Annotated in this window: 11 protein-coding genes; 10 read left to right on the top strand and 1 reads right to left on the bottom strand. The window is 62.8% G+C overall.

The features are described from left to right. Positions 1 to 4 precede the first annotated feature (4 nt). On the bottom strand, positions 5 to 169 hold the full coding sequence (locus B5V02_RS13625; protein ID WP_111544688.1) for a hypothetical protein: 165 nt from the start codon (positions 167 to 169) through the stop codon (positions 5 to 7). A gap of 289 nt (positions 170 to 458) precedes the next feature. Between B5V02_RS13625 and rimP the strand changes: the two genes are divergently transcribed. The 10 genes from rimP (at position 459) to B5V02_RS13575 (ending at position 12,733) form a co-directional block, all read left to right on the top strand. Beyond that, positions 459 to 1,106 (top strand): ribosome maturation factor RimP, encoded by a 648-nt coding sequence (rimP, locus tag B5V02_RS13620; RefSeq protein WP_111544687.1) that lies wholly within the window; start codon positions 459 to 461, stop codon positions 1,104 to 1,106. Positions 1,107 to 1,154: 48 nt separating this feature from the next. Continuing rightward, the gene (gene nusA / locus B5V02_RS13615) at positions 1,155 to 2,747 is read left to right on the top strand and encodes a transcription termination factor NusA (protein WP_111544686.1); all 1,593 of its coding nucleotides are present in this window, start codon (positions 1,155 to 1,157) and stop codon (positions 2,745 to 2,747) included. A 38-nt stretch (positions 2,748 to 2,785) separates the two neighbouring features. Next, a complete protein-coding gene (locus B5V02_RS13610; RefSeq protein WP_111544685.1) occupies positions 2,786 to 3,436 on the top strand; it encodes an RNA-binding protein in 651 nt (216 codons plus the stop codon). Next, positions 3,433 to 6,003 carry a translation initiation factor IF-2 gene (gene infB, locus B5V02_RS13605; RefSeq protein ID WP_111544684.1) on the top strand — a complete coding sequence of 857 codons (2,571 nt, stop codon included), beginning with the start codon at positions 3,433 to 3,435 and terminating at the stop codon, positions 6,001 to 6,003. The genes B5V02_RS13610 and infB overlap by 4 nt, the downstream gene beginning before the upstream one ends. Before the next feature lie 140 nt (positions 6,004 to 6,143). After that, a complete protein-coding gene (gene rbfA, locus B5V02_RS13600; RefSeq protein ID WP_111544683.1) occupies positions 6,144 to 6,569 on the top strand; it encodes a 30S ribosome-binding factor RbfA in 426 nt (141 codons plus the stop codon). Next, positions 6,569 to 7,564 (top strand): tRNA pseudouridine(55) synthase TruB, encoded by a 996-nt coding sequence (truB, locus tag B5V02_RS13595; protein WP_111544682.1) that lies wholly within the window; start codon positions 6,569 to 6,571, stop codon positions 7,562 to 7,564. Before rbfA ends, truB begins: the two co-directional genes overlap by 1 nt. Positions 7,565 to 7,608: 44 nt before the next feature. Continuing rightward, positions 7,609 to 8,703, top strand: a complete 1,095-nt coding sequence (gene corA, locus B5V02_RS13590; protein WP_111544681.1) for a magnesium/cobalt transporter CorA — start codon at positions 7,609 to 7,611, stop codon at positions 8,701 to 8,703. Between the two features lie 182 nt (positions 8,704 to 8,885). After that, the gene (gene rpsO, locus B5V02_RS13585) at positions 8,886 to 9,155 is read left to right on the top strand and encodes a 30S ribosomal protein S15 (protein WP_006202929.1); all 270 of its coding nucleotides are present in this window, start codon (positions 8,886 to 8,888) and stop codon (positions 9,153 to 9,155) included. Positions 9,156 to 9,431: 276 nt separating this feature from the next. Continuing rightward, positions 9,432 to 11,579 (top strand): polyribonucleotide nucleotidyltransferase, encoded by a 2,148-nt coding sequence (gene pnp / locus B5V02_RS13580; RefSeq protein ID WP_111544680.1) that lies wholly within the window; start codon positions 9,432 to 9,434, stop codon positions 11,577 to 11,579. 134 nt (positions 11,580 to 11,713) lie between these two features. Next, positions 11,714 to 12,733 (top strand): class I SAM-dependent methyltransferase, encoded by a 1,020-nt coding sequence (locus tag B5V02_RS13575; protein WP_111544679.1) that lies wholly within the window; start codon positions 11,714 to 11,716, stop codon positions 12,731 to 12,733. The last annotated feature ends 45 nt before the right edge of the window (positions 12,734 to 12,778 follow it).

Genomic DNA, 12,778 nt, shown 5'->3' with positions numbered 1-12,778 from the left:
ATGTTTAGAAACGGCCGATCCTGTTGAAGACAGCCGGATCCATACCGAGCTTGCGCAGGTCGTCCGCGCGCGGCTTGCGGCCGGCTTCCACGGCACGCGAAGCCGCCACTGCACTGCCAAATGTCGTGAAGAGATCGCCTATGGCGGATAATATCTTGCGGTTGGTCATTGTGATATCCTTTCGCTGCTGTGACGTGTAGTCATCTTTGTGCGATGCAACATAAATGGTGATGCAACGTTGATGCTCACAGGGGCACTACCGCATGGAGGCCATGCGTCTGGCGCAACGCTGGCGGTGCCACCGCTTTTGTCGGCGCGGGTACGGCGGGCTTGAAACAACGGCCATGATCGTTTATATCAGCCTCAAATTCTTGGTCGGTATGACGAAGAGTGGGTCCACCCGGTCCCGCTCTTTTTTATTACCTGCCGATATCTTCGGGTAGAACGACAGGGATCGAATGACTGCAACGGCAAACGAGGGCGACGACCGCATCATCCGCGAAAGCGGCATCGATGCGCGCATCGCGCTGATCGTCCAGCCGGTTCTGCGCGGCATCGGCTTCCGCCTCGTGCGGGTGCATCTGTCGGGCCAGAACGGGCTGACGCTGCAGATCATGGCGGAGCGCGAGGACGGCACCATGACCGTCGAGGATTGCGAAGAGGTCAGCCGCGCGGTGTCGCCGGCCCTCGACGTCGATGATCCGATCGAGAAGGCCTATCACCTCGAAGTCTCGTCGCCCGGCATCGACCGGCCGCTGGTCCGCAAATCGGATTTCGCGACCTGGACCGGCCACCTGGTCAAGCTGGAGACTTCGATCATCGTCGCCGACCGCAAGCGGTTCAAGGGCAAGATCGTTGAGGCCGGTGATAGCGATGTGCTGATCGAGCGCGAAAAGGCCGCCTATGGCGAGGAGCCGACGGTTCGGGTCCCTTATGACGCGATTTCCGAAACGCGCCTGATCCTGACCGACGATCTCATTCGCGATGCCCTGTCGAAAGACAACCGGGCGCGCAAGGAAGCCAAGAAACGCCGCGGCGAACCGGACGACGATGCGCCCGAGGGTGCGGAAGCCGGCGCGGAAAACGAAACCGAACAGGAACTATGATTGAGCTGCCGGGCGCAAAGGTCCGGCAACAAGCTCGGGAGAAAAACGATGGTTGTAAGCGCCAACAGGCTTGAACTGCTGCAGATTGCCGATGCGGTCGCGCGTGAAAAGTCGATCGACAAGTCGATCGTCATCGCCGCCATGGCCGATGCGATCCAGAAGGCCGCGCGCTCGCGTTACGGTCAGGAGACCAACATCCGCGCCGACATCAACCCGAACACCGGCGAGATGAAGCTGCAGCGGCTGATGGAAGTGGTCGAGAAAGTCGACGACTACGCCACCCAGATCGCCATTTCCTCGGCGCGCGAGCGCAATCCCGACGCCCAGCTTGGCGACTTCATCGCCGAACAGCTGCCGCCGATGGATTTCGGCCGCATCGCCGCCCAGTCGGCCAAGCAGGTCATTGTGCAGAAGGTGCGCGAGGCCGAGCGTGACCGCCAGTACGACGAATATAAGGACCGCATCGGCGAGATCGTCAACGGCACCGTCAAGCGTGTCGAATACGGCAACGTTATCGTCGATCTCGGCCGTGGCGAGGCGATCATCCGTCGCGACGAACTGATCCCGCGCGAAAACTACAAATATGGCGACCGCGTCCGCGCCTATGTCTACGACGTGCGCCGCGAGCAGCGCGGCCCGCAGATCTTCCTGTCGCGCACCCATCCGCAGTTCATGGCCAAGCTCTTCACTATGGAAGTGCCCGAAATCTATGACGGCATCATCGAGATCAAGTCGGTTGCCCGCGACCCCGGCTCGCGTGCCAAGATCGCCGTCATCTCGCGTGATTCTTCGATCGATCCGGTCGGCGCCTGCGTCGGTATGCGCGGCAGCCGCGTCCAGGCCGTCGTCGGCGAATTGCAGGGCGAGAAGATCGACATCATTCCGTGGTCGCCTTCGGCCGCGTCGTTCATCGTCAACGCGTTGCAGCCGGCGGAAGTCGCCAAGGTCGTGCTCGACGAGGATGCCGAACGCATCGAGGTCGTGGTTCCCGACGATCAGCTGTCGCTGGCCATCGGCCGCCGCGGCCAGAACGTGCGGCTCGCTTCGCAACTGACCGGCTGGGATATCGACATCCTGACCGAGGCCGAGGAATCCGAGCGTCGCCAGAAGGAATTCGTCGAGCGTTCGTCGCTGTTCATGGAAGCCCTCGACGTCGACGAGATGGTCGGCCAGGTGCTGGCCTCAGAAGGCTTCACCAGCGTCGAGGAAGTCGCTTACGTCGATTCCGGCGAGATCGCCTCGATCGATGGCTTCGACGAAGACACCGCTTCGGAAATCCAGACCCGCGCCCGCGAGTATCTGGAGAAGATCGAAGCCGAACACGACGACAAGCGCAAGGCGCTCGGCGTCTCCGACGAGCTGCGCGAAATCCCCGGCGTCACCACCGCCATGATGGTGACGCTCGGCGAGGACGGCGTGAAGACGATCGAGGATTTCGCCGGCTATGCCGCTGACGACCTGACCGGCTGGAAGGAACGCAAGGACGGCGAGACCAAGGTGTATCCGGGTGTGCTGGCCAGTCATGGCGTGACACGCGCCGATGCCGAGCAGATGGTTCTGGCCGCCCGCCTCAAGGCTGGCTGGATCACCGAAGACGAGCTTCCAGCCGAAGAACCGGCTGACGAAGCCGTTGGTGCGTGAGGTGAAACCGCATCGCACCGAACCCGCCCTTGGACGAGATGAACGATCGCACCTGCATCGTCACCCGCAGGCAGGCCGAACCGGATGAATTGATCCGGTTCGTCGTCGGCCCGGATTCGGCCGTCGTACCCGACATCAAGAGAAATCTGCCCGGCCGTGGTTGCTGGGTGAGCGCCGACCGCCTACATATCGACAAGGCTGCGGCGAAGAACCTTTTTGCCCGCGCCTTCAAGGCACAGGTGGTCGTGCCGCCCGATCTTGGCGGCATGGTCGACGGGCTGCTTTCCAGATCCGCTCTGGGCATGCTTGGGCTCGCCCGCAAGGCAGGCGCAATTTCTCTTGGAGCCACCAAGGTCGAGAGCGCGGTGCGCGGCGGATTGGCACTTTTCGTGCTCCACGCGACTGAGGCGTCCGACGACGGCGTGCGTAAGATCAGCCAGGCGCGACGGGCAACAGTCCATCTCGGCGGGCCCGCTATCCTTGCCTACAAACTTTTCTCCGAGGCCGAGTTGAGCTTGGCATTGGGGGGTACAAATGTGATACATGCTGCCGTTCTCGCGGGAGACGCGGGCAGGGCGGTCCAGAAGCGCATGGTTGCGCTCGACCGGTATCGGGGCGGTTCCCCGGACGATCTGGCAATGCTTGCGGCTGTTGCTGACGAAGATGATGCCGCAGAGGATATGGAATGAGCGATACGAAATCGGGTGACGACAATACGCTGAGTGTGACGCCGAAGAAGACCTTGACGCTGAAGCGCCCCGGGATGGAACAGGGCACCGTGCGCCAGAACTTCTCGCACGGCCGCACCAAGCAGGTCGTCGTCGAAACCAAAAAGCGCAAGTTCTCGATGCCCGGCGACAAGCCGGAGCCGGTTGCCGCCCCCGTCTTCACGCCGAAGCCGGCGGTTGTGGCAGCACCCGTCGTGCAGGAAGCGCCGAAGGCGCCGCCACCACCGCCGCCGCCACCGGTCGAGCGCAGCGGCATGGTGCTGAACGAACTGTCGCGCAGTGAAATGGAAGCGCGCCGCAGGGCGCTCGAAGGCTCGAAGGTACGCGAGGTCGAGGACCGTCAGCGCGCCGCCGAGGACGCCAAGCGCCGCGCCGAGGACGAAGAGCGCCGTCGCCGCGAACGCGAGGAATCCGCGCGCCGCCAGGCCGAGGAAGAGGCGCGGCTGCAGACCGAGGCCGAATCCCGCCGTCGCGCCGAGGAAGAGGCACGCCGCCGTGCGCCGCTGGCCGCTGAACTGGCGACGGTCGACGACGAGGAAGAGGTCAAGCCGAAGCGGACTGGCGCCGGTGCCCCGGTGCGCCGCCCGGTCACGCCTGAAGTGGCGCGTCCGGCCAAGCCGACCAAGGCCGAGGAAGACCGCCGCCGTGGCAAGCTGACGCTGAATTCCGCATTGTCCGATGAGGACGCGCGGGCCCGTTCGCTGTCGTCGATGCGTCGCCGCCAGGAAAAATTCAAGCGCGCGATGCACAATGAGCCGCGCGAGAAAGTCATGCGCGAAGTGATCTTGCCAGAGACCATCACCATCCAGGAACTGGCGCAGCGCATGTCCGAGCGTGCGGTCGACCTGGTCAAGTTCTTCATGAAGCAGGGCCAGATCCTGAAGCCGGGCGACGTCATCGACGCCGATACGGCGGAGCTGGTTGCCACCGAATTCGGCCATACGGTTCGCCGCGTCGCCGAATCCGACATCGAGGAAGGCCTGTTCAACATCGCCGACAATGCCGAGGACCTGGTGACGCGTCCGCCTGTCGTGACGATCATGGGCCATGTCGATCACGGCAAGACCTCGCTGCTCGACGCCATCCGCAACGCCAATGTCGTCTCCGGCGAAGCCGGTGGCATCACGCAGCATATCGGCGCCTATCAAGTCGAGAAGAACGGTCACAAGATCACCTTCATCGACACGCCAGGCCACGCCGCCTTCACGGCGATGCGTGCTCGTGGCGCCCAGGCGACCGACATCGCCATCCTGGTGGTTGCGGCCGACGACAGCGTCATGCCGCAGACGATCGAATCGATCAGCCACGCCAAGGCGGCCGGCGTCCCGATCATCGTAGCGATCAACAAGATCGACAAGCATGATGCCGATCCGCAGAAGGTGCGCTCCGAACTGCTGCGCCACGAGGTCTTCGTCGAATCCATGGGCGGTGAAGTGCTGGACGTCGAAGTGTCGGCGACCAAGGGCACCAATCTCGACAAGCTGCTCGAAGCGATCCTGCTGCAGGCCGAAATCCTCGACCTCAAGGCCAATCCGGACCGTACCGCCGAGGGTGTCGTCATCGAAGCCCAGCTCGACAAGGGCCGTGGCCCCGTCGCCACCGTGCTGGTGCAGACCGGCACGCTGATGCCGGGCGACATCCTTGTTGCCGGCAACGAATGGGGCCGGGTGCGCGCGCTGGTCAACGATCGTGGCGGGCAGATCAAGGAAGCGCCGCCGGCGATGCCGGTGGAAGTGCTTGGCCTGCAGGGTACCCCGCAGGCCGGCGACCGCTTCGCCGTGGTCAACAACGAAGCCCGTGCCCGCGAGATCACCGAATACCGCCAGCGTCTGGCGCGCGAGAAGGCTGTGGCCAAGCATGCCGGTCAGCGCGGTTCGCTCGAGCAGATGATGTCGCAGTTGCAGACGAGCGGGCTGAAGGAATTCCCGCTGGTCATCAAGGGCGACGTGCAGGGCTCGATCGAGGCGATCAATGCGGCGCTGGACAAGCTCGGTACCGACGAGGTGCGTGCGCGCATCGTCCATGCCGGCGCCGGTGCCATCACCGAAAGCGACGTGTCGCTGGCGGAGACTTCGGGTGCGGCGATCATCGGCTTCAACGTCCGCGCCAACGTGCAGGCACGTGCCGCTGCCGCTGCTGCGGGCATCGAGATCCGCTACTACTCGATCATCTACAACCTTGTGGATGACGTGAAGGCGGCTCTATCGGGCCTGTTGTCGCCGGAGCGTCGCGAGACCTTCATCGGCAATGCGCAGATCCTCGAAATCTTCGACATCACCAAGGTCGGCAAGATCGCCGGCTGCCGTGTCACCGAAGGCAAGGTCGAGCGTGGTGCTGGCGTGCGCCTGATCCGCGACAATGTTGTCATCCACGAAGGCACGCTGAAGACCCTGAAGCGCTTCAAGGACGAGGTTGCGGAAGTTCCCGGCGGCCAGGAGTGCGGCATGGCCTTCCAGAACTACGAGGACATGCGCGTCGGCGACGTCATCGAGTGCTTCCGCGTCGAGATGGTGACCCGGACACTCTGAGTTCGAGTGACTTGTCCATACCGGGCGGTGGTCGAAAGACCGCCGCCCCCAAGTCTATTGAGCAGGTCCTATTGAGAATGACCATATGAGACATGTGGCACGGTCCCATCCCGCGCCTCACGCTTTCAGGATCGAGAAAAATGCCCCGTCCAACCACATCCAGCCCATCCCAGCGCATGCTGCGCGTCGCCGAACAGGTCCGCCATGCGCTGTCCGAAACCTTGCAGCGCGGCGAGATCATCGATCCGCTGATCGAGAATACCGTGGTTTCGGTCTCGGAAGTGCGCATGTCGCCCGACCTGAAGGTCGCCACCGCTTTCGTCTCGCCGCTCGGCGCCAAGGATACCGATGCGGTGGTCGAGGCGCTGAACAAGCATGCGAAGTTCGTGCGCGGCCGTGTCTCCGGCGCGCTGCGGCAGATGAAGTTCATGCCGGAGTTCCGCTTCAAGCTCGACACCTCCTTCGACAATTTCGCCAGGATCAACGATCTCTTGAAGTCGCCCGAAGTGGCGCGCGATCTGGCCCCCGAAGACCAGGACAAAGACGACAACAAGGACACTGAATAGTGGCGCGTCGCGGCAAGAAGAAGGGCCGGCCGATCTCGGGCTGGCTGGTCCTGGACAAGCCGGTTGGCATGGGTTCGACCGAAGCCGTCTCCAAGATCAAATGGCTGTTCCAGGCGGAAAAGGCCGGCCATGCCGGCACGCTCGACCCGCTCGCCTCCGGCATGCTGCCGATCGCGCTCGGCGAAGCCACCAAGACCGTGCCTTACGTGCAGGACGGCGCCAAGATCTATCGCTTCACCGTTGCCTGGGGGCAGGAGCGCTCCACCGATGATCTCGAAGGTCCGGTGACGAAGAGCTCTGACTTGCGTCCGTCGGAAGCCGAAGTGATTGCGCTGCTGCCGAAATACACGGGCGTCATCATGCAGATGCCGCCGCAATTCTCGGCCATCAAAATCGCAGGCGAGCGCGCCTATGATCTGGCCCGCGACGGCGCGACGGTCGACATACCCGCGCGGGAGATCGAGATCGGTCGGTTGGAAGTGATCGAGCACGACACCGACCATACCGTTTTCGAGGTCGAATGCGGCAAGGGCACCTATGTGCGCTCGCTGGCCCGCGACATGGGCCGCGACCTCGGCTGCTTCGGCCATATTTCCGAACTGCGCCGGGTCGAGGTCGAGCCGTTCACCCCGGAGGATTTCGTCACCATCGCCGAACTGGAAGCCGCCCGTTTCGGTACGCCGGGTGAAGACAACCCAGACGCGACAGACGCCGCTGACACGATAGAAGCCGCTGACGTGGTGGAAGCGCCAATCGACTTCGACGCCATCGATGCGCTTCTGGTGGATACATCAGCGGCCCTCGACTGCCTGCCGCAGATCGCCATCAGCGACGACGCGGCGACGAAGATCCGCCTCGGCAATCCGGTCATCATCCGCGGCCGCGACGCACCGGTGGAAGCCGAAGAAGCCTGCGCCACGGCGCGCGGCAAGCTGGTCGCCATAGGTGCCATCGAGCAAGGCATGTTCAAGCCCAAGCGGGTCTTTGCCGGGTGATGGCTCTCGTCTAACTTCAATTCGACTTTACGCTCGAGGGGCACATGGCAAAGGCCGAGGTGGTGAAAAAGCGGGCGCCCGTGAAGACGCGACGGCCGCCGGTCGGTGCGTCTCCTGGCACGCTGATCGCCGATCCGGCGGCGCGGCGCTCGGAACTGCGGCTGACCCTGATCTCGCCGCAGAAATTCAAGACCATCGAAAACGCCAGCATCGACGACCTCAACACCCATTGCGACAAATGGCCGGTCATCTGGCTCGACTGCACCGGCCTCGCCAACATTCCGCTGATCGAGGAGATCGGCCGCATTTTCAGCCTGCATCCGCTGGCGCTGGAGGACGTCGTCAACACCGGCCAGCGGCCGAAGGTCGACTTCTTCGAGGATCATGCCTTTGTCGTCGTCAGGATGATCGACGATGTCACGTCGCATCGCTACGAGCAGATCGCCGTCTTCTTTGGCAAGAACTTCGTCGTCACCTTCCAGGAGCGTGAAGGCGACCCGTTCGATCCCGTGCGCAAGCGCATCGAAAGCTCGGCGCCCAACCGGTTGCGCGCGCGCGGCGCCGACTACCTCGCCTACGCGCTGATCGACGCCGTCGTCGACAGCTATTTTCCGCCGATCGAGGCCGCCGGTGAGCTGGTCGACGGCATCGAGGACGAGATGCTGAATTCGCCGCACAAGCATCAGATGCGGCAACTGCATGAATTGCGGCGCGACGCCAATGTGCTGAAGGGGGTGCTGTGGCCGATGCGCGATGCGCTGGCAACGCTGATCCGCAACGACGTGCCCTATGTGAAGGCCGAAACCAAGATCTTTCTCAACGACACGCTCGACCATTCGCTCAGGCTGATCGAACTGGTCGAAACCCAGCGCGACATGCTGACCGGCCTGATCGAGATGCATCTGTCGCTGAGCCAGGCGCGTACCAACGACGTCATCAGCTATCTCACCATCGTCTCGGTCATCTTCATGCCGCTCACCTTTCTGGTCGGCATCTGGGGCATGAATTTCGATCCACAGTCTTCGCCCTGGAATATGCCGGAGCTGAAAGCCTATTATGGCTATCCGGCATCGCTGCTGTTCATGGCGCTTGTCGCGTTTGGGCTGATCGCCTTCTTCAAATGGAAGAAATGGCTTTGACAAGGATAAAACCCGCCATTTGGGGCTGAAAAGCCGGCTTGTGAATTGGGCTGGTGTTTTCCGGGGAATTGCACTATATGCGCCGCAGCATAGCGCTAAGACGCTTTGCTTGTACCGGCCCCTGCTGGACGACATCCCGGCTGAGGGCGACCCGTTTCCTCAAACAGATAAGGAAAAACACGATGTCGATTACTGCCGAGCGCAAACAGGAATTGATGGGTGAATTCGCAACCGCCAAGGGCGACACCGGGTCTCCGGAAGTCCAGGTGGCCATCCTTTCCGAGCGCATCAAGAACCTGACCGACCATTTCAAGGACCACAAGAAGGATAACCATTCCCGCCGTGGTCTGCTCGCCCTCGTCTCCCAGCGCCGGAGCCTGCTTGATTACCTCAAGCGCAAGGACGACGCGCGCTACCAGACGTTGATCGAGAAGCTCGGTCTGCGCCGTTGACGAATTGACCGGCGGGCTTTCTTCGGAGGGCCCGCCGGTCGCGCATTCTGCCAGTCGTATCGACTGGCCAGACCCGGTTTCGAGCATGCAGAGGGCCACTCGAAACCGCCCATGGACGGTCATGGGGCAGGATTGCAGGACGCTCGCGCGCTCGCCGCGCTGAAATCACCGAGCTTCCCGTTGTCTTGCCCGTGGCTGCCCGAGAAAGGAAGCCAGGGAAAGGGCATCCGCGCACCGTGAAACGGCGCGGCCCTTTCCGCTTATTAAGGACAAGATATGTTCAATCACCACAAAGTGGAAATCGAATGGGGCGGTCGTCCGCTCATCCTCGAAACCGGCAAGATCGCGCGCCAGGCCGACGGCGCGGTGCTCGCGACCTACGGTGAGACTAAGGTTCTCGCCACCGTCGTTTCGATGAAGGAGCCCAAGCCCGGCCTCGATTTCTTCCCGCTGACCGTCAACTACCAGGAAAAGACCTACGCCGCCGGCAAGATCCCGGGCGGCTATTTCAAGCGTGAAGGCCGTCCGAGCGAGAAGGAAACGCTGGTTTCCCGCCTCATCGACCGCCCGATCCGCCCGCTGTTCGCCGCAGGCTACAAGAACGACACGCAGATCGTCGTCACCGTCGTTCAGCATGACCTCGAGAACGATCCCGACATCCTGTCGATCGTTGCCACCTCGGCGGCCCTGACCCTTTCGGGCGTTCCCTTCATGGGCCCGATCGGCGGCGCCCGCGTCGGCTACATCAACGGCGAATACGTGCTCAACCCGCATGTCGACGAGATGCAGGAATCCAAGCTTGACCTCGTCGTCGCCGGCACCACCGACGCCGTTCTGATGGTCGAGTCCGAAGCCAAGGAACTCGGCGAAGAGCTGATGCTCGGCGCCGTCATGTTCGGCCACAAGGGCTTCCAGCCGGTCATCGACGCCATCATCAAGCTGGCCGAAGTTGCCGCCAAGGAACCGCGCGACTTCACCGCGCCGGACTATTCCGCGCTCGAAGCCGAAATGCTGAAGATCGTCGAAGGCGAGCTTCGCGATGCCTACAAGAACATCGACAAGCAGAAGCGCTACGCCGCCGTCGACGCCGTCAAGGCGAAGGTCAAGGCCGCGTTTGCTCCGGCTGAAGGCGAAGAGGCCAAGTACACGTCCGAACAGATCGGCACCGTGTTCAAGGAACTCCAGGCCAAGGTCGTGCGCTGGAACATCCTCGACACCGGCTCGCGCATCGATGGCCGCGACCTCAAGACCGTCCGCAAGATCGTCTCCGAAGTCGGCGTCCTGCCGCGCACCCACGGTTCGGCACTGTTCACCCGCGGCGAGACCCAGGCGCTGGTCGTTGCCACGCTCGGCACCGGCGAGGACGAGCAGTATGTCGATTCGCTGACCGGCATGTACAAGGAGAAGTTCCTCCTTCACTACAACTTCCCTCCCTACTCCGTCGGTGAAACCGGCCGCATGGGTTCGCCGGGCCGCCGCGAAATCGGCCATGGCAAGCTCGCCTGGCGCGCTATCCGCCCGATGCTGCCGAGCGCTGACCAGTTCCCCTACACGCTGCGCGTCGTCTCGGAGATCACCGAGTCCAACGGCTCGTCGTCGATGGCGACCGTCTGCGGCACCTCGCTGGCGCTGATGGATGCTGGTGTTCCGCTGGCCAAGCCCGTCGCCGGTATCGCCATGGGCCTGATCAAGGAAGGCGAGCGCTTCGCCGTTCTCTCCGACATCCTTGGCGACGAGGATCACCTCGGCGACATGGACTTCAAGGTCGCCGGCACCGCCAACGGCATCACCTCGCTGCAGATGGACATCAAGATCGATGGCATCACCGAGGAGATCATGCAGATCGCGCTTGGCCAGGCCAAGGACGGCCGCCTGCATATCCTCGGCGAAATGGGCCATGCGCTCTCCGGCGCGCGTTCGGAGCTAGGTGAGTTCGCACCGCGCATCGAGGTCATGCACATCCCGACCGACAAGATCCGTGACGTCATCGGCTCGGGCGGCAAGGTCATCCGCGAAATCGTCGAAAAGACCGGCGCCAAGATCAACATCGAGGACGACGGCACGGTCAAGATCGCTTCGTCGAACGCCAAGGAGATCGAGGCGGCGAAGAAGTGGATCCACACCATCGTCGCCGAACCGGAAGTCGGCGAGATCTACGAAGGCACGGTCGTCAAGACCGCCGACTTCGGCGCTTTCGTCAACTTCTTCGGTCCGCGTGACGGCCTCGTCCACATCTCGCAGCTTGCCAACGACAGGGTTGCCAAGACCTCGGACGTCGTCAAGGAAGGCGACAAGGTCTGGGTCAAGCTGATGGGCTTCGACGAGCGCGGCAAGGTCCGCCTGTCGATGAAGGTCGTCGACCAGGCCACCGGCAAGGAACTCGCCCGCGACAAGAAGACCGAAGGCGAAGAAAACGCCGCCTGATCGGTCCGAGATCATAAATCGAAGCGGGCGCGGCTTATGTCGCGCCCGTTTTCATTTTCAGCCCGGGTTTTCATTTTCGGCCCGTCTTTTTTCATTTCAGACTGTCAAGACAGGCCTCGTTTCGAGATCGAACAATGTCCGCCGAACCGCTGAAGACGCTTTTCCATCCCTTTGAGGCCGAGGCTGTTGCGTTGCCGGGAAAGGGCGATCGCGCCCTGTTTCTCGGCGCCGAACCGGGCTTTCGCCCGCCCGAAGGCTTCGAGGCCACGCTTCACCTCGTACAGGGCTTCCGGCCACATTTTCGCGCGCTGCAGGCGTCTGGGCTCATCGTCACCGCGCAAGCCGAAGGCGGCGACTTTGCCATGGCACTTGTGCTTGCCGGTAGGCATCGCGGCCTGAACGAATTGCGCCTCGCCGAGGCGCTCGAGCGCGTGGCACCGGGCGGTTTGGTGGTCGTTGCCGGCGGCAAGGACGATGGTATCGCCAGCCTGCGCAAGCGCGTCGACGAACTTGTGCCGCTTGAGGGCCATCTGCCGAAATATCACGGCATTGCCTTCTGGTTTCGCCGTCCTGCCGATCTGGCCGCCGCGCAAGACCTGCGCGCCGCCAATCCCGCTCTGCTGGTTGAAGGCCGTTTCCGCACCGCGCCCGGCATGTTTTCCTTCGACCGGCTCGATACCGGCTCGAGATTGCTGGTCGAGAACCTGCCCAATGATCTGCGTGGCAGCATCGCCGATTTCTGCGCCGGCTGGGGCTATGTGGCTGCCGAGATAGCCGCCCGGTCACCGGGCATTTTGGCGCTCGACCTCTATGAGGCCGATTTCGCTGCGCTCGAAGCCGCAAAGCTCAATCTGGCAGGGGTTAGCCAGTCGATCGCCAGGGATTTCTTCTGGACTGATCTGCTGAAGGAGCCGGTCGAGAAGCGCTACGACGCGATCGCCATGAACCCGCCCTTTCACCGCAGCCGCGCGGCCGAGCCGGAGATCGGCGCCGGCATGATCCATTCGGTGGCCAAGGCCTTGAAGCCAGGTGGGCGGCTGTTCATGGTCGCCAACCGTCAGCTTCCCTACGAGCCGGTACTGTCGGCGGCCTTCTCGAGCCATGCCGAACTCGCCCGTGACGGCATGTTCAAGGTGCTTGTCGCGCGTCGTTAAAGCATGATCTCGAAAAGTGGGAACCGGTTTTCGGAAAAAGATCAT

Origin of the sequence: Mesorhizobium kowhaii (assembly GCF_003253745.1) — a bacterium.
Taxonomy (GTDB): domain Bacteria; phylum Pseudomonadota; class Alphaproteobacteria; order Rhizobiales; family Rhizobiaceae; genus Mesorhizobium; species Mesorhizobium kowhaii.
Note: the sequence above shows the minus strand (reverse complement) of the source record. Positions and strands in the feature narration are given on the sequence as shown.